The 22,197-nt window shown below is 65.0% G+C and carries 27 protein-coding genes; 7 read left to right on the top strand and 20 right to left on the bottom strand.

The features are described from left to right. The coding region (locus XI05_RS11915; RefSeq protein ID WP_271501754.1) for a hypothetical protein at positions 1-1,113 on the top strand (1,113 nt) is incomplete at its 5' end. Between the two features lie 120 nt (positions 1,114-1,233). On the opposite strand, the gene XI05_RS11910 is transcribed toward XI05_RS11915, so the two are convergent. From XI05_RS11910 to XI05_RS11900, 3 genes are all read right to left on the bottom strand, one after another. Continuing rightward, positions 1,234-1,506: a hypothetical protein gene (locus tag XI05_RS11910; RefSeq protein ID WP_271501752.1), complete on the bottom strand. Its 273-nt coding sequence runs from the start codon at positions 1,504-1,506 to the stop codon at positions 1,234-1,236. Positions 1,507-1,767: 261 nt separating this feature from the next. After that, complete coding sequence (locus tag XI05_RS11905; RefSeq protein ID WP_271501750.1) at positions 1,768-1,980, bottom strand: hypothetical protein; 213 nt, start codon at positions 1,978-1,980, stop codon at positions 1,768-1,770. A gap of 35 nt (positions 1,981-2,015) precedes the next feature. Beyond that, complete coding sequence (locus XI05_RS11900; protein ID WP_271501748.1) at positions 2,016-2,258, bottom strand: cysteine rich repeat-containing protein; 243 nt, start codon at positions 2,256-2,258, stop codon at positions 2,016-2,018. A gap of 143 nt (positions 2,259-2,401) precedes the next feature. Between XI05_RS11900 and XI05_RS11895 the strand changes: the two genes are divergently transcribed. Together XI05_RS11895 and XI05_RS11890 are read left to right on the top strand one after the other, a co-directional pair. Continuing rightward, positions 2,402-2,827 (top strand): DUF5413 family protein, encoded by a 426-nt coding sequence (locus XI05_RS11895; RefSeq protein WP_172784695.1) that lies wholly within the window; start codon positions 2,402-2,404, stop codon positions 2,825-2,827. Between the two features lie 58 nt (positions 2,828-2,885). Beyond that, complete coding sequence (locus tag XI05_RS11890) at positions 2,886-3,428, top strand: DUF4112 domain-containing protein (protein WP_271501746.1); 543 nt, start codon at positions 2,886-2,888, stop codon at positions 3,426-3,428. A gap of 226 nt (positions 3,429-3,654) precedes the next feature. Here the strand turns inward: XI05_RS11890 and XI05_RS11885 are convergent, their stop codons facing one another. The 4 genes from XI05_RS11885 to msrA form a co-directional block, all read right to left on the bottom strand. After that, the gene (locus tag XI05_RS11885) at positions 3,655-3,948 is read right to left on the bottom strand and encodes a hypothetical protein (protein WP_024337713.1); all 294 of its coding nucleotides are present in this window, start codon (positions 3,946-3,948) and stop codon (positions 3,655-3,657) included. A gap of 212 nt (positions 3,949-4,160) precedes the next feature. Beyond that, positions 4,161-4,325: a DUF3309 family protein gene (locus XI05_RS11880; protein WP_172784692.1), complete on the bottom strand. Its 165-nt coding sequence runs from the start codon at positions 4,323-4,325 to the stop codon at positions 4,161-4,163. Positions 4,326-4,433: 108 nt separating this feature from the next. Next, positions 4,434-4,853, bottom strand: a complete 420-nt coding sequence (gene msrB / locus XI05_RS11875) for a peptide-methionine (R)-S-oxide reductase MsrB (protein WP_212254324.1) — start codon at positions 4,851-4,853, stop codon at positions 4,434-4,436. A 30-nt stretch (positions 4,854-4,883) separates the two neighbouring features. Then, the gene (msrA, locus tag XI05_RS11870; RefSeq protein ID WP_271501744.1) at positions 4,884-5,588 is read right to left on the bottom strand and encodes a peptide-methionine (S)-S-oxide reductase MsrA; all 705 of its coding nucleotides are present in this window, start codon (positions 5,586-5,588) and stop codon (positions 4,884-4,886) included. Between the two features lie 269 nt (positions 5,589-5,857). Between msrA and XI05_RS11865 the strand changes: the two genes are divergently transcribed. Continuing rightward, complete coding sequence (locus tag XI05_RS11865) at positions 5,858-7,546, top strand: caspase family protein (protein WP_271501741.1); 1,689 nt, start codon at positions 5,858-5,860, stop codon at positions 7,544-7,546. Positions 7,547-7,676: 130 nt separating this feature from the next. Here the strand turns inward: XI05_RS11865 and XI05_RS11860 are convergent, their stop codons facing one another. From XI05_RS11860 to napE, 6 genes are all read right to left on the bottom strand, one after another. Beyond that, positions 7,677-8,792 carry an ATP-dependent DNA helicase gene (locus tag XI05_RS11860; protein WP_271501739.1) on the bottom strand — a complete coding sequence of 372 codons (1,116 nt, stop codon included), beginning with the start codon at positions 8,790-8,792 and terminating at the stop codon, positions 7,677-7,679. 89 nt (positions 8,793-8,881) lie between these two features. Next, complete coding sequence (locus XI05_RS11855; protein ID WP_271501736.1) at positions 8,882-9,535, bottom strand: NapC/NirT family cytochrome c; 654 nt, start codon at positions 9,533-9,535, stop codon at positions 8,882-8,884. Continuing rightward, on the bottom strand, positions 9,532-10,035 hold the full coding sequence (locus XI05_RS11850) for a nitrate reductase cytochrome c-type subunit (protein ID WP_442869262.1): 504 nt from the start codon (positions 10,033-10,035) through the stop codon (positions 9,532-9,534). The genes XI05_RS11855 and XI05_RS11850 overlap by 4 nt, the downstream gene beginning before the upstream one ends. Continuing rightward, the gene (napA, locus tag XI05_RS11845; RefSeq protein WP_271501731.1) at positions 9,999-12,512 is read right to left on the bottom strand and encodes a nitrate reductase catalytic subunit NapA; all 2,514 of its coding nucleotides are present in this window, start codon (positions 12,510-12,512) and stop codon (positions 9,999-10,001) included. The genes XI05_RS11850 and napA overlap by 37 nt, the downstream gene beginning before the upstream one ends. 16 nt (positions 12,513-12,528) lie before the next feature. Further along, entirely contained in the window at positions 12,529-12,861 is a 333-nt protein-coding gene (locus XI05_RS11840; protein WP_271501728.1) for a chaperone NapD, read from the bottom strand. Positions 12,862-12,888: 27 nt separating this feature from the next. Beyond that, the gene (napE, locus tag XI05_RS11835; RefSeq protein WP_018641487.1) at positions 12,889-13,074 is read right to left on the bottom strand and encodes a periplasmic nitrate reductase, NapE protein; all 186 of its coding nucleotides are present in this window, start codon (positions 13,072-13,074) and stop codon (positions 12,889-12,891) included. A gap of 265 nt (positions 13,075-13,339) precedes the next feature. On the opposite strand from napE, the gene XI05_RS11830 reads away from it, so the two are divergent. Continuing rightward, positions 13,340-14,545, top strand: coding sequence for an LLM class flavin-dependent oxidoreductase (locus XI05_RS11830; protein ID WP_271501725.1), 1,206 nt, complete (start codon positions 13,340-13,342; stop codon positions 14,543-14,545). 189 nt (positions 14,546-14,734) lie between these two features. Here XI05_RS11830 and XI05_RS11825 read toward each other — a convergent pair whose 3' ends face one another. The 4 genes from XI05_RS11825 to XI05_RS11810 all read right to left on the bottom strand — a co-directional run bounded on the left by XI05_RS11825 (position 14,735) and on the right by XI05_RS11810 (position 17,382). Then, complete coding sequence (locus tag XI05_RS11825; protein WP_172784682.1) at positions 14,735-14,998, bottom strand: GlsB/YeaQ/YmgE family stress response membrane protein; 264 nt, start codon at positions 14,996-14,998, stop codon at positions 14,735-14,737. A gap of 40 nt (positions 14,999-15,038) precedes the next feature. Continuing rightward, entirely contained in the window at positions 15,039-15,491 is a 453-nt protein-coding gene (locus tag XI05_RS11820; RefSeq protein ID WP_172784681.1) for a YidB family protein, read from the bottom strand. A 137-nt stretch (positions 15,492-15,628) separates the two neighbouring features. Continuing rightward, entirely contained in the window at positions 15,629-16,108 is a 480-nt protein-coding gene (locus XI05_RS11815; RefSeq protein WP_271501723.1) for a DUF2269 family protein, read from the bottom strand. Next, on the bottom strand, positions 16,108-17,382 hold the full coding sequence (locus XI05_RS11810; protein ID WP_271501722.1) for an SDR family oxidoreductase: 1,275 nt from the start codon (positions 17,380-17,382) through the stop codon (positions 16,108-16,110). The genes XI05_RS11815 and XI05_RS11810 overlap by 1 nt, the downstream gene beginning before the upstream one ends. Before the next feature lie 220 nt (positions 17,383-17,602). Here XI05_RS11810 and XI05_RS11805 point away from each other — a divergent pair, with 220 nt between their 5' ends. Next, positions 17,603-18,385, top strand: a complete 783-nt coding sequence (locus XI05_RS11805; protein WP_271501718.1) for a helix-turn-helix transcriptional regulator — start codon at positions 17,603-17,605, stop codon at positions 18,383-18,385. A 31-nt stretch (positions 18,386-18,416) separates the two neighbouring features. Here the strand turns inward: XI05_RS11805 and XI05_RS11800 are convergent, their stop codons facing one another. The 3 genes from XI05_RS11800 to XI05_RS11790 form a co-directional block, all read right to left on the bottom strand. Further along, positions 18,417-18,620: a hypothetical protein gene (locus XI05_RS11800; protein ID WP_271501715.1), complete on the bottom strand. Its 204-nt coding sequence runs from the start codon at positions 18,618-18,620 to the stop codon at positions 18,417-18,419. Positions 18,621-18,748: 128 nt separating this feature from the next. Further along, positions 18,749-19,861, bottom strand: a complete 1,113-nt coding sequence (locus XI05_RS11795; RefSeq protein ID WP_271501712.1) for a helix-turn-helix transcriptional regulator — start codon at positions 19,859-19,861, stop codon at positions 18,749-18,751. 277 nt (positions 19,862-20,138) lie between these two features. Beyond that, positions 20,139-20,720 carry a hypothetical protein gene (locus XI05_RS11790; protein ID WP_271501709.1) on the bottom strand — a complete coding sequence of 194 codons (582 nt, stop codon included), beginning with the start codon at positions 20,718-20,720 and terminating at the stop codon, positions 20,139-20,141. On the opposite strand from XI05_RS11790, the gene XI05_RS11785 reads away from it, so the two are divergent. Then, a complete protein-coding gene (locus XI05_RS11785) occupies positions 20,695-21,861 on the top strand; it encodes a cytochrome P450 (protein WP_271501707.1) in 1,167 nt (388 codons plus the stop codon). The two genes, XI05_RS11790 and XI05_RS11785, sit on opposite strands and share 26 nt — an antisense overlap. Positions 21,862-22,197: the final 336 nt, after the last annotated feature.

Raw genomic sequence — 22,197 nt, 5'->3', positions numbered from 1 at the left:
GATCGCCAGGCTGCACGCCGTCCGCCCGATGTGGGACCGCCGCCGCCGCCGCCGCTGCCGTCCTCGCCCGGCGTGCGCGGCTTCCGCGACATCACGGCCGATGCCAATGATCTCGGCGGTGCCGCCGCGCAGGCCAGCCGCGCCGCGCGCCGCACCTACGCCAACGTGCCCTCGCCCTCGCCGGAATTCGACCGGCTGGAGCCGAGCCTGGAAAACCGCACCGGCGAATCCGAGGCGCCCTATTCCTACGACGAGTCGATCGAGGAGGCCGAGCGCTACACGCCGCAGCCGCCCTCGCCGCGTTCGCGCATTGCCCCCGACCGCGACGTCAAGAAGCGCGCCCGCACCCGCTCCGCCTTTCCGTTCAAGAGCGCGATTGCCGTCGGCATCGTGCTCATCCTGGTCGGCGCCGGCATCCTCTGGGGCAAGCAGCTGGTCCAGATCGTCAACGGCTTTCTCAAGCCGTCCGCGACGCAAGTGGCTGATACGCCGACCCCGGCACAGCCGCAGAGCAAGCCCAAGATTCCCGATCGCGTCGGCCAGCCCTCGGCCAGCGACCAGCCGGTCGCGCCGGTGGCGCAGAAGGTCGTGCTCTATGACGAGGATCCGTCCGACCCGAAGGGCAAGCAATATGTCGGCTCGGTGGTGTGGCGGCTCGAGCCGATCAAGGCCTCAGGCAACCAGAAGGCCGACCTCGCCGTGCGCGCCGACATCGAGATCCCCGACCGCAAGTTCAAGATGACGATGTCGTTCCGCCGCAACACCGACTCCTCGCTGCCGGCGAGCCACACCGCGGAATTGACCTTCATCCTGCCGCAGGATTTCCCCGGCGGCAGCGTCTCCAACGTGCCGGGCATCTTGATGAAGTCGAACGAGCAGGCCCGCGGCACGCCGCTCGCAGGCCTTGCGGTCAAGGTCACCGACGGCTTCTTCCTGGTGGGCCTCTCCAATGTTGATGCCGACCGCGCCCGCAACGTCCAGCTCCTGAAGGAGCGCTCCTGGTTCGACGTGCCGCTGGTCTACGCCAACCAGCGCCGCGCCATCATCGCCATCGAGAAGGGCGCCCCCGGCGAGCGCGCCTTCAACGACGCCTTCGCGCAGTGGGGCGATTAGGCTCTTCTGTCATTCCGGGGCGCGCGTAGCGCGAGCCCGGAATCCATTTCACCGCGTCACATGCCGCCCGATGGATTCCGGGCTCGTGCTTCGCACGCCCCGGAATGACGTCCGAGGGACCTACTGCGCCGCCGCTTCCCGCTTGCGCGATGCCGCCGCGGCGGCGTGCTCGCGGTCCATCACGGCGCGGCAGCCGGGGCTGACATGGGCCTTGTTCCGGACCATGCAGGCGGTGATGCGCGGGATGTCGGGAATCTCGCTGGAGCACAGCCGCATCGCGTCACCCGAGCACATCTGCTGGGCTTCTTGCGAGAAGGCGAGACTGGGTGATGTCTGGAGTACGAAGGTAGTGGCGAAGGCGAAGAGAGAGGTGATGGTCTGATAGCGCGTCATGAAGGTTGCGTCCCCGAGTTCCGTGGCTTGAGCCACTTGGTTTTGGGGCGCCGCACGCGGCTTGATCTGCCGCATGTCACAGCCTTCACGCCGGGAGCTTCAATCCCGCATGTGGTCGCTCGATTTCGTGATGCTCGAATCGAAAGTGCTGCGCCGCCCGAGCGAAGTATGCGCCAATGTCACGCGCCCGCAATGGCCGGCACAAAGGAATTCGCAATTGTTGCACGCCAGTCACGTCGTGCGCGAACAAGATCAGCCAGCCTACGACGCCCGCGCCTGTTCCGCATCGCTCACACCGAGAGCGGCGTGCTCCTCGACGGCGGTGACGCCCTTGGGCGTCAGCTCGAACAGATCGCCGTCCTTCATCACGTAGCCGTCGGCGATCAATTGCCCCATCTTGCCCTGCCGGTCGTCGGCGAAGGCAACGGACTGGCTGATGTCCCGCAGGATCGAGAGCTCTTCGTCGTGCAACATGGCTTCACGCTCCGTTCGCGGGGGTGGGTCCGTCCTCACATGCCGTGGCTCTGAAACACCTTGCTGCAGGGCTTCGACAGCTTGGCCCGGTTGGCTTGCAGACAGCTTTGCACCGCGCCGTCATTGCCGAGGTCCTTGCGGCAGAAGCGCTGGGCATCGCGCGAGCAGGCCTGCTGCTCCTGCGGCGTGCCCATATGGCCTTGGGCGAACGTGGGTGACGTCGACAGCCCGCTGAGGGCCGCCAGCGCGATCGTCGCCAGGAAAATCTTGCGGGCCATCGGCGGCTCCAGTCTGTCAGGGGTTGAATTCAGGTCCAGCATGAACTCATCGCCTTGCCACTTGTTCCCCTTAAGGCGCCCGGCGCCCGCTGTTCAAGGTTCCCGCTGCGCTGCTATAACGCCGGCAAAGTGTGAGGTGCTTGATGAAACGCTATCTGGTGTTTGCGCTGGTCGGCCCGTTCGTCGGCGGGTTCCTGCTGCTGCTGACGACGACCTACCAGTCCGGCTATTGGGCGCAGACCAATCTTGCCGAGGTCGGCAAGCTGTTCGCGGTGTTCTTCAAGACCCTGCAATACAGCTACCTGTTCGGCTTCCTCCCCTCGCTGATGATCGGCGCGGTCGACGACATCCTGCTCCACATCCGCCGGATCGGTCCCGGCTTGCGGATGCTCCTGGTCGGCCTGTTCGCCTTCGTCCTGGCCTCGCTCACCTACAGCTCGCGCGGGCCGGATTCGGGCGCGGTGCAGTTCATCCTGTACGGGCTCGTGGGTTTCGTGCCGGCGGTGATTTCATCCTGGCTCGTGCATCGCTATGTCGAGGAGCCGCAAGCCGCGCCGGCGCCGACCTGACGCGCGGCGTTCGGGCGCGGCAGCAACCTCCGCCGCGCTGGCGCGTTCACTCGAGGCCATGGGCATGCCCGACGACGACATCCTCGCTCCGCGCAAATCCCGTTCCGGGAACAGCTCGCGTGCGCGCTTCTCGCGCGACGAAGCCCGCGGGCCGATCATCGACCAGGAAGGCCATGAGATCAGGCCCGAAAGCCTGGAGCAGGGATTTCGCGAGTTTCGCTTCGAGTTCGGGCAAGGCGGCCCGTTCGGCAATCTGACCCGCGAGCAGCGGATCGCGCGGCTCGAGGCGATCGCCAAGCTGCTCGACGTCGCCTTCATCCTGCCCGGCACCAACATCCGCTACGGCATCGACGGGCTGATCGGCCTGATCCCCGTCGTCGGCGACATCATCACCACCGCGATCTCGCTGTGGCTGGTGCGCGAGGCCCGCGCGCTGGGCGCGCCCTGGCACATCACGGCGCGCATGCTCGGCAATGTCGCCGTCGACGGCGTGGTTGGCCTCGTCCCGTTCGCGGGCGACGCCTTCGACGTCATGTTCCGCGCCAACATGCGCAACGTTCGCCTCTTGCGCCGCTGGCTGGAAAAGCAGCCGCGGATGTAGCCCGGCTGAGAGGGCTTGCCGCGAGTCCAACTGGTCGACAATGCGCCGGATCTCCCTGCGTCGTCATTGCGAGCGCAGCGAAGCAATCCAGAATCTTTCCGCGGAGGGACTCTGGATTGCTTCGCTGCGCTCGCAATGACGGCCGGACAAATCCCCAAAACACAAAAGGCGCGACGACCTTTCGGCCATCGCGCCTTCTGCGCACATCGAACTTTGTTGCGAAAGCTTACGCCGCGTCGGCGTCGGTCTCCGCGGCCGGGGCCGGCTTCGGCCGGCGGGGCAGCGGGAAGGCATCGCTCTCGTACAGCGAGCGGATGCCGTTCTGGTCGAAGCGCGCTTCCTCGACCTGGAGATAGGCGCCGTTCAGCGAGTCCGTCGGCAACTGCTCCATCGCGAACTGCACGGCCTCGGCCGCCGTGCCGAACCGGCGATAGGTGAAGCCCGCGCGCTTCTTCTTGCGGATGGCGGCGGGGAAGAGCTCGGCGGAGGTGTTGAAGTTGAACGGACGCAGTGGACGCATGGTCAAAGACCTCGTGATCTTCTCTGGGGCTTTAAGCGCGTGGGGTTGGGGAGGGCAGGGGCCGCAATCGAGCGGGCCCGCCACATGTCATTGTCGCCCTCTAATATAGGCCGATTTGACAAAAATGCGACCCCCGCGATGCGAGATGATGAATCCGCGCATGGCAGCTCCGCTGACGAATAAAATATTTATATTTCAACGACTTATATGGTTTAAACTTTGCCAAGAAGCAGCAGCACGACCAGGATGACCAGCACGACCCCGCCGATCCCCATGCCGGAATGACCAAGGCCATAGCCGTAGCCGCCGAACCGGCCGGACAGGCCGCCGACGAGATAGATGATCACCAGGATGATCAGGATGGTCCCAAGCGTCATGGCATCCTCCCTGGCGGGCGCCGAAATTAAGAGGATCGGCCGCACCGCCAGAGCAGAAAAGCACATCGCGCCGCCGGGTTCCACGGGGGAACCCGCCGGCGCGCCGCGTTATTTGGGCTCGAGCTTCAGCGCCGCGGAGTTGATGCAATAGCGCAGGCCGGTCGGCCCGGGGCCGTCGGGGAAGACGTGGCCGAGATGGCCGCTGCATTTGGAGCAGAGCACCTCGGTGCGGATCATGCCGTGGCTGGTGTCCCGCTCCTCGTCGATGTGGCTCTCGGCCGCCGGCTGGGTGAAGCTCGGCCAGCCGCAGCCGGAATCGAACTTGGCATCCGACTCGAACAGCACGTTGCCGCAGCCGGCACAGACATAAGTGCCGGCACGGTGCTCGTGCTCATATTCGCCCGAGAAGGGACGCTCGGTCGCCTTCTCGCGCAGCACGGCGTATTGCATCGGCGATAGCTCGCGCCGCCACTGCTCTTCGCTCTTGATGACCTTGTCCTCGGTCGCTTTCGTCTTGGTGTCGGGCATGGGTCTCCCGTTGCTTTGGTGATCTTTCGATCAGTTGGTGGCCTTGCCGGCATTCACCAGCGTCGGCTTCTCAATGTAGTTATCCGCGAACAGCTTTTTCAGGTTCTCGACCTTCGGGATGTCGTTGTAGGCGATGTAAGGCTGGTTCGGGTGCAGCGTCAGATAGTCCTGGTGATAGGCCTCCGCCGGATAGAACGCCTCCAGCGCGCCGATCTTGGTCACGATCGGCTTGTTGAACACCTTCGCGCCGTTGAGCTGGGCGATATAGGCCTCCGCCACCTTCTTCTGCTCGTCCGACGTGGTGAAGATGGCCGAGCGATATTGCGGGCCGACGTCGGGGCCCTGGCGGTTGAGCTGGGTCGGGTCGTGCACCACCGAGAAGTAGATCTGGAGGATCTTGCCGTAGGAGATCTTCTTCGGATCGTACTTGATCTCGACCGATTCCGCATGGCCGGTCCGGCCGCTCGATACCGCCTGGTAGTCGGCGGTAGCCTTGGTGCCGCCGGCATAGCCGGACACCGCGTTGACCACGCCGGACGTGTGCTGGAAGACGCCTTGCACGCCCCAGAAGCAGCCGCCGGCGAGCACGGCGGTCTGGATGCCGCTTGCGGGCGAAGCGTCCAACGCGGGAGCTGGGATCACGACCGCCTCCTCCGCGGCCCGGGACGGCATCAAGAAAGCCAGCGTCAGGGCGGTGGTTGCGGCGAGCAGGGTGGCGAGGGCGGTTCGGCGCATGGCAATCCTCTTTCGGCAATCCTCTTTTGGGGAGGTCTGACAGTCTAGGGCGGACGGGACCGGGCGAACAGCCTGCCCGGCCGCGTTTTCGCATCATCCGAGATACGGGCCGAGCCGCCGATTGTTACGCCGGGGCGGACACGAGACCGTGAGGACGCGCAGGGTTGACGCGGCAACCGGCCCGCTTGGCGGGGTGCGGAACTCCGCGCTAGATGAACCGGCGCGATCGACGATCGAACCAAAATGGTGGCTGGAGCTGGCCTGACAACATGCTGCGCGTCGTATTCCTGATCCTCGCCGTCCTCGCCGCCGGCACTTGCAGTGCCGCGGCCGATCCCCAACCCGGCGACGATCTCGCTTTGTGCCGCGACCGTCAGGCCGAGCTGCAGGCCCGCGCTACGGTTTGCGAGAACCTGCTGAACGCCGATCGTCTCACCGGCAAGGACAAGGCGATCGCCCTGTCCGTGCGCGGCAATATCCTGCTCAACAAGCGCGACCATGTCCACGCGATCGAGACGCTGTCCATGGCCATCGACCTCGATCCGGACAACGTCGTCGCGCTCAACCTGCGCGGCCTCGCCTATGAGCGCAGCGGACAGGAGGATCTCGCGATGGCCGACTACAACCTCGCGCTCCAGAAGCGCCCGGCCTATGGCGTTCCCTACAACAACCGCGGCGTCATCCACGCGCGCCGCGGCGCGCTGCAGAGCGCGATCGACGATTTCAGCCTGTCGATCAAGTACACGCCCAAATTCCTGCTCGCCTGGACCAATCGCGCCCGCGCGCGCACGCTGATGAAGGATTTCGACGGCGCCATCGCCGATTTCGCCGAGGCCGAGAAGATTGATGCGGCCGCGCCGCAGATCGCCGGCAACCGCTGCGTCACCTACGGCATGATGGGCAAGTTCGACCGCGCCCTGGCCGATTGCAACGGCCTGATCGAGAAGCAGCCCAGGAACGTGTTCGCGATCAACAACCGCGCCGACGTCAGCATGATGAAGGGCGACCTCGAGGCCGCGCTGAAGGATTACAACACGGCCATCCAGATCAACCCGAACAACGTCCGCGCCCATTCCGGCCGCGGCCAGATCTACGAGCGGCGGAAGGATCTCGCGCAGGCCCGCGCCGATTATCGCGCCGCGGCTTATTCGCTGACGAGGTTCGACGACACCGAGGTTGCGCGCGCCCGTGCCATCGCGCAGGAGCGGCTCGCCGCCCTGACGCCGAAAGAAGCGGCGAGCGCGACGACCGGCCGTCGCGTCGCGCTGGTGATCGGCAACGGCGCCTACAAGAACGCCCACCCACTGCCCAATCCGCCGCGCGATTCGAAGCTGATCGCGGGCGTGCTGCGCGACCTCGGCTTCCAGACCGTGCTGGACACCAAGGACCTCACCCGCGACACGTTCTTCCAGACCCTGAAGGCCTTCGCCGAGGAAGCGGAAAAGGCCGATTGGGCCGTGGTCTACTATGCCGGCCATGGTTTCGAGATCGGCGGGGTGAACTATCTCGTGCCGGTCGACGCCAGGCTCACCGCCGACAAGGACGCCGAGACCGAGGCCGTCGCGCTCGAGCAGGTGATCGCCGCGGTCGGCGCCGCGCGCAAAGTGCGCCTCGTTGTCCTCGATGCCTGCCGCGACAATCCGTTCGCGCCGGCGATGCAACGCACCCTGTCGCTGAAGCTGGTCGAGAAGGGCTTCTCCAACATCGAGCCCGGTGCCGGCTTCATGGTGGTCTACGCCGCCAAGCACGGCGAGACCGCGATGGACGGCGACGGTGCCGCCAACAGCCCGTTCGCCACCGCGCTCGCCCGCGAGATCAAGCAGCCGCGCGTCGAGATCCGAAAATTGTTCGACATCGTCCGCGACGACGTCTGGGCCGCGACCAGGCACGAGCAGCAGCCGTTCACATATGGCTCGCCGCCAGGCCGCGAGGACTTTTACTTCGTCGCGGGCAAGTGAGGGCAATACTCGCGCCTCATCTGCGGTGCCGTAGGGTGGGCAAAGGCGCACCGCGCCGTGCCCACGGTCTCTCCCCACAAGCAATAGTGCGTGGGCACGCTGCGCTTTGCCCACCCTACGGCAGCGGACTCTAGACGACGATACTCAACCGCTTCGCCGCCCGCGTGATCCCCGTATACAGCCACCGTGCCCGCGAATCCTGGAACGCAAAGCTCTCGTCGAACAGCACGACATCGTCCCATTGCGAGCCCTGCGACTTGTGCACGGTGAGCACGTAGCCGTAGTCGAACTCGTCATAGGGCTTGCGCTGCTCCCAGGCGATCTGCTCGACGCCGCCCTCGAAGCAATCGGCGCGCACCGAGACCTTGGTCACCTTGTGGCCGAAATCCTCGTCCGGCGATAGCCGCATCGAGAGGATGCGCGATTTCGAGCGCGAGGTGTTGCGCGACTTGACGCGCCACAGGCCGCCGTTGAACAGGCCCTTCTTGCGGTTGTTGCGCAGGCACACCAGCTTGTCGCCGGCGACCGGAAACTGATCCTCGATGTTCTGGCGCTGGCGCACTCTCATATTGTACGCGCGTCGCGTGTTGTTGCGGCCGACCAGGATCTGGTCGGCGCCCATGACGCGATCAGGATCGAGCTCTTTCCGCGACACCACCTCGCTCTCGCCGTAGCGGCCGATGTCGAGCTCGCGGCCCTCGCGCACGTCCATCGACATCCGCACGATCGGATCGTCCTGGGCCTGGCGATGCACCTCGGTCAGCATCGCGTCGGGCTCGGAATTGGTGAAGAAGCCGCCGCCCTGGATCGGCGGCAGCTGCGCGGGATCGCCCAGCACCAGGAGAGGACAGTCGAACGACATCAGGTCGCGTCCGAGCTCGGCGTCGACCATCGAGCATTCGTCGATCACGATCAGCTTCGCCTTCGAGGCCGGGGCGTCGTCCCACAACTCGAAGCTTGGCTGCTCCTCGCCGGATTCGCGGGCGCGGTAGATCAGCGAATGGATGGTGGAGGCGCCGTCGCAGCCCTTGTTGCGCATGACGAGGGCCGCCTTGCCGGTGAAGGCGGCGAACTTCACCTCGCCGTCGACGCCCTCGGCGATGTGCCGCGCCAGCGTGGTCTTGCCGGTGCCGGCAAAGCCGAACAGGCGGAACACCGGCGGCGTGCCGCCCCGTCCCGGCCTGGCCTTGAGCCAATCGCCGACGGCCTTGAGCGCAGCATCCTGATGCGGAGTGAAAGTGGCCATGTCTGTCTTGAGGGAGCGGCGAATGAGGCGATTCGCCATCCCCCAAAACTAACCATTCGCCCCGCCGGTTCAAGCGGGGCATGGCGATCCTACTGCCACCCAGGCACGCCGCGCATGTCGGGCAGCTGGTGGGCGATGCCCTTGTGGCAGTCGATGCAGGTCTTTTCCTTGGTGAACAGGAAGCGCTGGTGCGCCACCGAGGCCCGCGGCGACTGCTTGGTGATGTCCATGGAATCGGCGCTGTGGCAATTGCGGCATTCCAGGGAATCATTGGCCTTGAAGCGCGCCCATTCGTGCGCGGCGAGCTCGAGCCGATGATCCCTAAATTTCTCCCTCGTGTCGATCGTGCCGAAGATCTTGCCCCAGACCTCCTTGGAGGCCTGCATCTTGCGCGCGATCTTGTCGGTCCAGTTGTGCGGCACGTGGCAGTCCGGGCAGGTCGCGCGCACGCCGGAGCGGTTGGAGAAGTGGATGGTCGACTTCAGCTCGGCGTAGACGTTGTCCTTCATCTCGTGGCAGCCGGTGCAGAATTTTTCAGTGTTGGTGATTTCCAGCGCGGTGTTGAAGCCGCCCCAGAAGAGCACGCCGGCGACGAAACCGGCCAGCACCAGGGTGCCGAGGGCGAACACCGAGCTCGGCCGGGTCAGCACCTGCCAGAGCTCGAGCAGAAACGCCCAGCTGCGCGCGATGAAGCCGCGCTTGGCCTTCAGCTCCGCATTGGGCTCGTCAGCAGTCGTCGTCATCGCCGGCCACCCGGACTTGCACGCGACAGCAGCGTATCGATGTCGGTAAAGTCGTTGCTGACCGGCGGATTGGCGGTGTTCTGCGGCACGTGGCATTCGGTGCAGAAGAAGCGGCGCGGCGAGACCGAGGCCAGGAACTGGCCGTCGCGATCCATGAAATGCGTGATCGAGACCATCGGCGCCTGCGACTCGGCGGTGCGCGCTCGCGCGTGGCAGGACAGGCATTTGTTGCCGTTGAGATCGACCTGATAGCCGTCGATATTGTGCGGGATGACGGGCGGCTGCTCCGGATAGTTGCGCACCTCCTTCTCGGAAGTGTTGCGGTTCGGCAGCATCGGCGGCGCCGGGCCCTCGTCGTTGAGCGGGGTCGGGCCGCGCAGGCCGGAGGTCACGGTCTGCGCCGTCAGCGAGCCCGTGCCCGCTGCGACCGCGAAGGCGAACAGGATGATTGCGGATCGTTTCATCATGACATGTTCACCCGCTCGATGCGCACGGCGCATTTCTTGAAATCGGTCTGCAGCGAGATCGGATCGGTGGCGTCGAGCGTCACCTTGTTGATCAGCTTGGACTCGTCGAACCACGGCACGAAGACGAGGCCGCGCGGCGGCCGGTCGCGGCCGCGCGTCTCGAGGCGGGCGCGGATGAAGCCGCGGCGGGAGACCACCTTCACCTCGTCGCCGCGTCGCAGCTTCATGTCCTGCGCATCGTCCGGATGCATGAAGCAGACGGCTTCGGGAAAGGCCTTGAACAGCTCGGGTACGCGGCGCGTCATGGTGCCGGAATGCCAGTGCTCCAGCACGCGGCCGGTCGAGAGCCAGTAGGGATATTCGTTGTCGGGCGATTCCGCCGCCGGCTCGTAGGGCAGCGCGAAGATGCGGGCCTTGCCGTCGGGATAGCCGTAGAACTGCACGTCGGTGCCCTGCTTGACGTAGGGGTCGCTGCCTTCGCGGAAGCGCCACTTCGTCTCCTGGCCGTTGACGACGGGCCAGCGCAGGCCGCGCTCCCTGTGATAGGTGTCGAACGGCGCGAGGTCGTGGCCATGGCCGCGGCCGAACTGGGCATATTCCTCGAACAGGCCCTTCTGCACGTAGAAGCCGAACGCCTTGGCTTCCTCGTTGGCGTAGCCGGCCTCGATCTCCGTAACAGGGAATTTGTCGACCTGGCCGTTCTTGTAGAGCACGTCGAACAGCGTCTTGCCGCGATATTCCGGCTTCTTGGCGATCAGCTCCGCGGGCCAGACCTCCTCGATCTTGAAGCGTTTTGAAAATTCCATCAGCTGCCAGAGATCGGATTTGGCTTCGCCCGGCGCGGTGACGAGCTGGTGCCAGAACTGCGTGCGCCGCTCGGCATTGCCGTAGGCGCCTTCCTTCTCCACCCACATCGCGGTCGGCAGGATCAGATCGGCGGCGAGCGCCGTCACGGTCGGATAGGCATCCGAGACCACGATGAAATTGTCGGAGTTGCGGAAGCCCGGATAAGTCTCTTCGTTGACGTTGGGACCGGCCTGGAGATTGTTGTTGACCTGCACCCAATAGGCGTTGATCAGGCCGTCCTTCAGCATCCGGCTCTGCAGCACGGCGTGGGCGCCGGGCTTGTCCGGAATGGTGCCTTCGGGCAACTGCCAGATCTGCTCGGTGTGGTCGCGATGCGCCTTGTTGGTCACCACCATGTCGGCGGGCAGGCGATGCGAGAAGGTGCCGACCTCGCGCGCGGTGCCGCAGGCCGACGGCTGGCCGGTCAGCGAGAACGGGCTGTTGCCGGGCGCGGAGATCTTTCCGGTCAGAAGATGGATGTTGTAGACGAGGTTGTTGCACCAGACCCCGCGGGTGTGCTGGTTGAATCCCATGGTCCAGAACGAGACCACCTTCGTCTTCGGATCGGCATAGAGCTCGGCCAGTGCTTCGAGCCGGTTCAGCGGCACGCCCGACATCTGCGCCGCCTTCTCCAGCGTATACTCCGAGACGAACTTGACGAACTCGTCATAGCTCATGTCGGTGGAGTCGTTGGCCTTGGCGGCGCCCGTCGCCTTCTTCTGCAGCGGGTGTTCCGGCCGCAATCCGTAGCCGATGTCGGTCTGGCCGCGCTTGAACACGGTATGCGCGGCGACGAAGTCCTTGTTGACGCGACCGGTCTTGATGATGTGGTTGGCGATGGCGTTGAGGATGTAGAGGTCGGTCTGCGGCACGAACACCATGCCGATGTCGGCGAGGTCGAACGAGCGATGCTCGAAGGTGGAGAGCACGGCGACGCGGACATGCGGCGCGGACAGCCGGCGGTCGGCGATGCGCGTCCACAGGATGGGGTGCATTTCCGCCATGTTGGAGCCCCACAGCACGAAGGCGTCGGTGGCCTCGATGTCGTCATAGCAGCCGGCCGGCTCGTCGATGCCGAAGGTGCGCATCATGCCGGCGACCGCGGAGGCCATGCAGTGCCGCGCATTGGGGTCGATGTTGTTGGTGCGGAAGCCGGCCTTGAACAGCTTCGACGCGGCATAGCCTTCCCAGATCGTCCACTGGCCGGAGCCGAACATGGCGACGCCGTTGGGACCGCGCTTCTTGATCGCCTCCTTCCACTTCAGCTCCATGATGTCGAAGGCTTCGGTCCAGGACACGGGCGTGAAGTCGCCGTTCTTGTCGTACTTGCCATTGGTCTTGCGCAGCATCGGCTGCGTCAGGCGGTCGTGGCCGTACATGATCTTGGAGAGGAAGTAGCCCTTGACGCAGTTGAGGCCGCGATTGACCTCGGCCTTGATGTCGCCGTGGGTGGCGACGACGCGGTTGTCCTTGGTCGCGACCATCACCGAGCAGCCGGTGCCGCAGAAGCGGCAGGCGGCCTTGTCCCATTTCAGTTCGCTCACCTCCCGCTCGGCGGCGAGGTTGGCGGCGAGCGCCGGTGCGGGAAGGCCGGCGGCGGCCGCGGCGATCGCGGCAGCCTCGAGCTTGAGCATCTGGCGGCGGTCGAGCTTCGGCGATGTCATGATGGCTCTCCGGCCGTTAAGTCGTTTCGATGGCGTGGAACACCAGCGCCGCGGAATAGACGTGCTGCAGCGACTGGATGGTGTTGAGCGTGGTGCCGAGGCTGCCGGCATCGGGTGCCGCTTCGGCGACGACGATGAGCTTGCCGCGCGCGTCGCGGCCGTGGATCTCGCAGCCGGGCAGCGCCGTGATCTCGGCTTCGACCTCGGCGAGCCGCTCGGGGCGCGCCTGCACGATGATGCTGGCGATCTCGGCGCCCGGCGGCGCCACGATGCGGTCGGCGCTGAGCACGCGGCCGGTGATCAGTGCGCGGCGGTTGAGTGTGGTTCGGTTAAGTGTGGATTGGGCCATGATGCCTGTCTTTCGCTTGTCGAAGGATCAATGCGCGGAGGTTGGCGGCCCAGGAGGGCCGGCGAACATCTGGTAGATCCAGACGCCGAGCCCGTATGAGCCGACCGTTCCGACCGCGAGGACGGGCATCACGACCGCGGTCAGGAACAGGAACGCAAAGATCTCCATGCGCTTACGGCGCACGCGCGACGTCGTGTCGTCAGGGGCCGACATATTCGGTCTCTTCGGGATGGGATGGGAATCGGGACGGCATCCGGGCCGTTGCCTTACTGCACTTCTGATGCATCCGGGCCGCCACGGCGTTGATCTGGATCAACCTATCGACTTGCGCGGATGTCGCAGCGCCGGGGTGGCCAGCCCCGCTTCGCAGGTCGGGCGGCGAAATCATTCTTCCCGGGTAGCGGAATTGCCACTGCGTAGACAGCTTCGCCTCACCCATTAAGATGAGCTCAACAACAATAGGCGGGAGAGCGACGCCATGAAGTTCGGCATCTTCTACGAGCTGCAGCTGCCGCGGCCCTGGGGGGCCGGCGACGAGCTCGCCCTCTATCAGAATGCGCTCTCGCAGATGGAGCTCGCCGACAGGTTCGGCTACGACCATGCCTGGGTGGTCGAGCATCACTTCCTCGAGGAATATTCGCACTCGCCCTCGCCGGAATCGTTCCTGGCTGCCGCAAGCCAGCGCACGAAGAACATCCGGCTCGGCCACGGCATCCTCCAGCTCACCACCAACCATCCGGCGCGCGTCGCCGAGCGTGTCGCGGTGCTGGATCTGCTCAGCAATGGCCGCTGCGAGTTCGGCATGGGCGAGAGCGCCTCCATCACCGAGCTGGAGCCGTTCGGCCGTGACATGGAGACCAAGAAGGAGGTGTTCGAGGAGGCGGTCGCGGCGATCTTCCCGATGTTCAAGGACGCCGGCAGCGAGCATCACGGCAGATATTTCGACATCCCCTTGCGCAACGTCGTGCCGAAGCCGGTGCAGAAGCCGCACCCGCCGTTGTGGATGGCCTGCTCGCAGCTGCCGACCATCGAGCGCGCCGGCCGCCACGGTTTCGGCGCGCTCGGCTTCCAGTTCGTCAGCGCCGATGCCGCGCACGCTTGGGTGCACGCCTATTACAACGCCATCACCAAGCGTCTGCACAGGCTCGCCGACTACGAGATCAATCCCAACATGGCGCTGGTCTCGTTCTTCATGTGCGCCAAGACGGATGAAGAGGCGCGCGCCCGGGCCGACGGCGCCACCTTCTTCCAGTTCGCGCTGCGTTTCTACGGCGCCGCGCAGAACCGCCAGCGTCCCGCGCCCTACACCGTCAACATGTGGGACGAGTACAACAAGTGGAAGCGCGACAATCCGCAAGCCCAGGAGGCGGCGCTGCGCGGCGGCCTGATCGGCTCACCCGAGACCATCCGGAAGAAGCTGAAGCGCTTCCAGTCCTCGCATATCGACCAGGTCATCCTGCTCAACCAGGCCGGCAAGAACAGTCACGAGCACATCTGCGAATCGCTCGAGCTGTTCGGTCGCGAGGTGATGCCGGAGTTCCAGGACGATCCGGCGCAGGCGGCTTGGAAACAGGGCGTGATGAGCGGCGAGATCGAGCTGGAAGAGATCGCCACCGAGGCCTTCACCGATCGCTACGGCAAGCTGGCGGTCAACGTGGCACCCGCGAAGGCGGAGGCGGGGTAGCGTGTAAGCAACGACAGGCCCTGCTTCCTGGCGCTGCTGCGGCAGCTGCCCGTGCCGGGATGCAGTCTCCTTGAGACGAAGAAAGCGAAGGGGCTGCGGTCAATGGCGCGCCCCTTCGCCCGCTGGGATTTGGGCAGGTCTCATCGGCTCGCACGCAGGTCGCCACCGACCGGGCCGGCCTGCTGCTCTTCAGATCGCGCGCCGTTGTCGTCCGGCGAACAGACCATACACAAAGAGGACGATGATGGCGCCGACGACCGCGCCGATCAGCCCGGCACCCTCTCCAGGACGGTACCAGCCTAGGGCCTGGCCAAGGTAAGTGGCAACGAAGGCGCCGACGATGCCCAGGATGGTCGTGAGGATGAACCCGGAGGGCTCATTGTCACCCGGCATGATGAATTTCGCGATGATGCCCGCGATAAAGCCGATGATGATCGTCCAAATAATGCCCATTCTCCACTCCTCCTGATCAATGGCGACAATGACGAGGCCGTCAGCTCGGTAGACGCCCCTCGGGCGTGTACTTGTCGACCGCCTGCGGCAGCTCGCGCGAGAGCCTCGCGAGAATTTCCTCTTGCGAAAGCCCGGTCTCCTTCTCGAGTTTGTCCAGCACGTCGGGCCCGATTGCTTCCCGCAATTGCGGGGGCGAGATGTCCTTGTTCGGCCCCGTGCCGACCCACGACTGGGCTGCATCACCGTGGCCGTTTTGGTTGAATCTCTCCAGCAGCTCGCCAATTCCTCCCTGCAATAGTCCTCCAACCCCGGCCCCGCTCAGCATGCCCGTCAGGTTTCCGAGCAGGCCGCCAAGCGGTTGTTGGCCGCTGGACGGTTCGAGGGATCCGGCCCCCGGACCTCTGAGCAACTCCGCCAGCTTGTCCCGATTCTGATATCCCGCGATTGCGAGCAGTCCGAGAAGTGCGGTCATCGACGGCATTCCGCGGCTCATCGTGTAACTCCATTGTATGTAGCGCCAAACAGGTCGAACTCGGCCGGTCCGGTTCTGTTCCTGAAGCTTGCCGAATCCGGCGCCGGTCATTTGGAAGCAGGCGCAATGAGAAGCCAATCAAGCTGGAAGGCGCCGATCTAATCCCAGAATGGAATGGCCGGACGGGCGATCATCAGCCAGAAGATGATCAGCACGGCCGCGAAAGCCGGAAAGCCGAAGGCGAACCACCATCGGAAGAGACGGTGATAGCGGGCGGGCAGCTCGCTGTTGCTCGCGACCGCTGCGACGGCGAGATCGCGCATCTGCATCTGCATCCACACCACCGGCAGCCAGAAGGCGCCGGTCACGAGATACAGTGCAATCGACGCCGCCACCCAGCCGTCGCCGAGGGAATACCCGCTCGACCAAGCGAGCCAAGTCCCGGTGATTGGCTGCAGGATCACGGCACTCGCCGTGAACAGGAAGTCAGCCAGCACCACCGTCCGCGCGACCCCCGCGATTTCGCGCGGGTCGCCGCGCAGATGTGCCACCAGCATGAAGAAGGCGATGCCGGCCCCGGTGCCGAGCAGAACCGCAGCGCCGATGATGTGCGCCATCTTCACGAGGAGGTAGAGCATCAGCGATCCTCCCGGATCGCCATGGCGACCAGGTTGAGCATGATCACCGGCCAGATCTTCAGCATCGGTCCCAGCGGATCGGCCCACAGTCGCGGCACCAGGACCGTGCCGATCACGGCATAGGTGAGCGAGATGATCAGTGCTGCCCAGAGTCCGAAGCGGCTCAGAGGCCGCCAGAGAATGGCAAGGCCGATGACGATGTCGGCGAGCGCGCCCGCGGTGACGACGAGCGCCGCGACGTTCCCTTGCAGCCCGCCTTCAAGCAGCAACGACATGCCGATATTCCAGCCCGCGCTCAGCGAGATGATGCCTGTGGCGACCCAAAACGCGCCGAAGACGCCGAAGATCAGCGGCTTGAGCGCATACAGCCGTGCAAACCAGCGTTCCTGCACCGAGGCGGGCTCTCGCGCGAGTGCGACTTCGAGATCGCGCGGTGGAGTGCCGGTCAATCGACGCCAGGGCCCGGGATCGCCGCTCGCACCGCGGCGCATTTCCGCCTGTGCCGTCGTGTTGATGGGCGTTCGCCATCCCAGCATCTGCGCAACGTCCCCCGCGCGGAAAGCAACCGAAGCTGCCCAGGATGGCAGCTGCAGGCGGTACGCCGGCCTCCAGCGCAGCCAGGTCCGAAACAGCGCGACCGCGTCGCTGAAGGCGATCTGCCGTGGGCCGGCCAGATCGATGGCGATGCGGCAAGGCGCGCCCGGCTGCAGGAAGAACAGCACGGTCTCAACGACGTCGTCGAGATGCACCGGTTGAATCGCCGCCGTGTCGGGCATGACCGGCAGAATCGGCAGCGCCGCCAGCCCTCGCAACAGCGCGCTGCCGCCATAGGCGGCGCGGCCGATCACGACGGAGGGTCGCAGGATGACCCAATCGAGGTCGCGCGCGATCAAGGCGGCTTCGCCTTCCCGCTTGGTACGAGAAAAATCGCTGGGGGCATCGACATTGCTGCCGATGGCCGAGAACAGGACGACGCGGCGGATGCCTGCGCTTTCGCAGGCGCTGTAGAGTGCCGCGCTTCCGGCGACATGAACCCCGTGTAGATCCCGTCCCTGGAGCGCTCCGGCCAGGTTGATCACCGCATCGACGCCCGCAAGGACGCCCTTCCATTGCGAGGGATCGGTTGTGCGGGCGACGTCGAGGCTGGTATGGCGCCGATCGCGCTCTGCTGCCGGGTGGCGCGACACCGACATACATTCGTAGCCTTCGGCCGACAGCCTGGCATGGATCGCCGAGCCGAGAAACCCTGTACCGCCAACGAGGAGAATTCGCATGACTCCTCCTTCGATCGGCAACCGAATGCCGACGAACGGCTGATCTGATCGGATGGACAAGGCGGGGCCACCGCACTTGTTCCTCCAGGCGGAACCGGTTAGCCCGACGAACCAGACTGGCTGTATGCCAAAAGACCCGAGGCAGATCAGTCATTCACGTCATCGAGAGCTGCTGCTACAAATCGGCACAAGCCATAGGGAAGGCGACCGGGAGAGAGCGATGCCGCCCAACGGGACAGGTTCAGGCTTTGCGGCCGGCGATGTCACGCCCGCGGTGCTCGCCATCGGCCGCTCCGATTTTCCAAACGTTCTCATCGACACGCTGCGCCGGCAGGCGGACGTCGGCCATTGCATGGTGTTCGCGCTGAGCCGAGCCGGCGCGGCAAGCTGCCTGCTCGATGCCGGCAACATCCCGATCGGCGGCGATCTCGGCGCCGCCTATGCCGGCCAGTTTCACGAAACGGATCCCAACCGCGACGCGCTGTTCGAAGGCGAGGGCGGCGCGCCGATCGTGCTGCCCCACTTCGCGCCGCGCATGTACGGGGCGCGTTACCGAAAAGTCTTCTTCCAGGATTCCGGCATCGTCGACAAATGCGCGACCGCGATCTGGGCCGGCGATACCTGCTTCTACGTCAATTTCTACCGCATCGCCGCGCAGGGCCGCTTCAGCGCCGTCCAGCGCCACCGGCTCGGCACGATCGCGCCGGCGATCGCAGCCAGCGTCGCCCGCCATTTCCAGGAGGCGGAGACCGCGACACCCGACCAGAACATCGCCGCGTTGTTCGCCACGCGCGCGCCGCTCTCCGCGCTGACGCCGCGCGAGCAGGAGGTCTGCCGCCGCATCCTCGCAGGCTTCAGCTCAGAGGCGATCTCGCAGGCGCTCGGCATCAGCCTGCATTCGACGCTGACCTACCGCAAGCGAGCCTATGAACGGCTCGGCATCTCGTCGCAGAGCGAATTGTTTGCGATCGTGCTGCGCCTGCTGACGCGCAGCACGAACTAAGGCAACCCTGCAGCGCTCGACGAGAGCCTTGCTATGCGGAAAGTCGGGAACGATAGGGCGCGGTGAGCAGCAGCATGAAAAGCGCTCGTTCGGCCCGGTACTTTGCGGCCGCTCGGCTGGATTCCCGGCCCTGCATCACGACGGCGCCTTGAACGGTGCAGACGCTCCAGTTCCATGTCCTGCGCCTGCGCTGCGCCAGGGTCATCTCGAAAATCGGAAATTCCGGTCCCGCCATCGCCGCCGCTTCTCGCCAGAGATCCAATTTGGGCGGAGTTGAACCCGGAGCGTCGGCCTGTGTCTTCACCCATTTGGGTGAAGCGGAGCCCCGGGCAGGACAGGGCTCCGGGTTGGGCAAGTCTGGCGTCAGTCCCTCAGCGGCAATTTGGGGATCGCGCCGAAGAGTGCAGCTGCGCTCTTCTGGTTCCGCGTTCCCGTCTTGGCGAGGACGGCCTTGACCTGCGTGCGGATGGTTTCGCGGCTGAGTCCGTGATGCGCGGCGATGTCGCCGATCGTGTGTCCTTGCGCAATTCCGCGCGCAACGCGCGCTTCGCTCGGGGTGAGATCGAACAGGCCGCGAATGAGCGCCAGGCTCGGTGCCTGCGAGGCGGCGACCGGTGTCGCGATGAGGAGGCCAACCGCCCCATCGAAGAGATCGCGGGCTTCGCCCGGCATCGAAACGAGATGAAGGACCACGCGATCGAGATCGCTGGTGCGACGCGCGGCGAAGGAGCATACGGCCTTGTCCGGCGCATCGAGTTGAGCAAGGCCGGAGCGCAGCAGGGTGTCGGCCGCGCGGTCCTTGATGGCGATCCGGTCTTTCGGCAGCCATTGCAGAACATCCGTCATGCCTTCGATCAAGGCGTTGGCGGCCAGAACCCGCCCGGAGCGCGTGATCGCGAGGGCCGGTAGGCCGACCAGCGACAACGCCTCGGTTGCCGCCCGCATCCGGGTGAGGCGCCAGCGCGTCGACAGCAAAGCTGCCCGCGCGAGATGGGGGCGAAAGCGGTCGAGAAAATCGAGGTCCTGCCGCGAAAAGGCGGGCCGGCCGGCCAGTCTTTCCATATGGAAGACGATGATCTCACCGGACGGGCTGCGGACCGCCGTCGCGCAGGCATGCTCGAAGCCCCACTTCTTGTTCCATTCCACCCGATATGGATCGCGCTCCCATTCTTCCGGCGAAAACGCCTCGTGCTCGCCGACGAAGCCGGGATGATCAAGCGCCAGGAGTCGCGGGGTCGTCTCCGTCCGGCTGGAGAGGTCGCTACGCAGGAACGCCGAGAAGGCCTCGCGGATCGACGGCGACGTCACGACACCATTCCAGACACCGGACCACTGATCGGAGTCCGTGGTGATCATGACCATGCCATGCGCGCCCGCGGCATGTGCGATTTGCTCCAGGACATCAGGCCAGAGCTCCGGAACGGTCGCTGCCTCGTGGATGCGGTCGACGATCTGCTCGAAATCGATGCCCGTCATTGCTGCGCTGGACCCATCAGATTCGACCGATCTTTCAGACGCACGGCGTGCATTTCTGCAGCAGCCTTCGTGCTTCGCCCGTCCAAGGCCTTGATACCAATCCGCTTCGGCGGAACCAATTGCTACTATTTCCCAAGCTGGCCCGGATGGACGCCTAGCAGAAATCATGCCCATATATCAACTATTTGAGAGGTCTGAGGTTGTCCCGGCGGCTTTCAAGGTCGGTCTGATGCCGTAAGCCGGGGGCAGCGCTGAATGGACCACGGTTCTCGGCGCATCAACCTATCGGCGTCCGCGGGTAGAGGAGGCGAGCATGACTCTCATATGGCTTGGAGTGCTCCTTGTTTTCGGCGGCGTATTCCAAATGGCGTTTCAGCCCATTTGGCGAGGCCGGTTCAGCGGTGGGAAGTGGCTTCGCTCCGGGCGTGACACGCTGGAGCCTGAAAGGCCCGGTAGCGGCTTCGGCGTCAAATCGAACTGGCCTGGACTTGTGATGGTCGCGCTTGGCGGCGCTTTCTTGCTGGCCGGAGCTGCCATCTGAGTTGAAAGCAGACAAAGGCCTGAGAAGATACAGGATGGCCGAACCCGTCGAGCTGCGCCAGTTCAGAAGGCAGTGCAGGCCCTGGATCTCGTGCTGAGCTGGAATTTTCTTCCAGAGGTGAATGATGCGCAACCCCGTCGCACCTTTGCCGAGTTGACGTCGCAGCAGTTCGACGCTGCCATGGTTGACGCGAGCGGCAGCTTTTGGCCCGCCTGTCCCAATCCATGGGGACAGACGACGGCAACTGATAGGCGCTAGCCTTGGCATCAAGGAGACGACAAGGGAGCGAAGCTTGAGCACCGCGCCGCGCATCGACATCGACCCGGCCGCCTTCTGGGCCGATCCCTATCCGATGCTCGCCAGGATGCGGAAGGAGGCGCCGATCGCGTTCGTGCCGCAGCTCGGCTCGACGCTGCTGACGAGCCGCGACGACATCTCGATCTCCGAGAAGCAGATCGACGTGTTCTCCTCGCACCAGCCCGCCGGCCTGATGAACCGGCTGATGGGCCACAACATGATGCGCAAGGACGGCGAGGCGCATCTCGTGGAGCGCCGCGCGATGTTTCCGACGATCTCGCCGAAGACGGTGAAGGGCTACTGGACCGCGCAGTTCCAGGCCCATGCGGATCGCATCATCGCTTCGCTCGAACCGGGCCGGATCGATCTCATGCGCGACTTCGCGCTGCCGTTCTCCGGCGAATGCCTGAAGTCGATCACCGGCCTCACCAATATCGGCTTTCAGGACATGGATTCGTGGTCGCAGGGCATGATCGAGGGCATCGCCAATTATGCCGGCGACCCTGAGGTCGAGGCGCGCTGCCATGCGGCTACCGCGGGCATCGACGCCGCGATCGACGACATCCTGCCGGTGATGCGCAAGCATCCCGACCAGAGCATTCTCGGCGTGCTCCTTGCTTCAAGCATGCCGATGGAGAGCGTGCGCGCGAATGTAAAACTCGCGATATCAGGCGGCCAGAACGAGCCGCGCAAGGCGATCGCCGGCACGGTCTGGGCGCTGCTGACCCATCCCGACCAGCTCGACCTGGTCCGGCGCGGCGAGGTGTCCTGGCTCCAGGCCTTCGAGGAATACGCCCGCTGGATCTCGCCGATCGGCATGTCGCCGCGCCGCATCGCCAAGCCCTGGACCATTCGCGACGTGTCGTTCGAATGCGACGAACGCGTATTCCTGATGTTCGGCTCAGCCAACCGCGACGAGAAGCATTTCGAGCGCGCCGATCAGCTCGACGTGCGGCGCGACACCTCCAAGAGCGTCGCCTTCGGCGCCGGCCCGCATTTCTGCGCCGGCGCCTTCGCCTCGCGCGCAATGATCGCCGACGTCGCGCTGCCGACATTGTTCGCGCGTGCGGGACGCATCGAGATCGCCGAGGACGAGGAGGTTCGGATCGGCGGCTGGGCCTTTCGCGGGCTGCAGAATCTGCCGGTGAGGTGGGGGCAATAGGCCGGTGGTGCTGGGGCAGGTGGCCGTCACACGTTCGGTGTCATCGCCCGGCTTGACCGGGCGATCCAGTACTCCGAGACAGTTGTGGTTGAATCGATGGGCTGCGGCGTACTGGATTCCCCGCCTTCGCGGGGAATGACAGCGAGTTCGCCGACCATGCCATTCTGCTCCTGTTTTGCCCGACGGGTCAAACGTGCTTCGGATAATACGTAAGTCATTGTTTTCGCACGCCGCGGCTACTGTGCATGGGGTTGTTTTGCGACTTTTTGTGTTCCGTTCGTCTGGGCTTGGACAAAATTCGTGCAGCTCTCACATTCGCGTGCAGAAAAATTCCAT

Source organism: Bradyrhizobium sp. CCBAU 11357 (genome assembly GCF_028128865.1).
GTDB lineage: Bacteria > Pseudomonadota > Alphaproteobacteria > Rhizobiales > Xanthobacteraceae > Bradyrhizobium.
The sequence above is the reverse complement of the archived record's forward strand: the minus strand, read 5'-3'. Positions and strand labels throughout refer to the sequence as shown.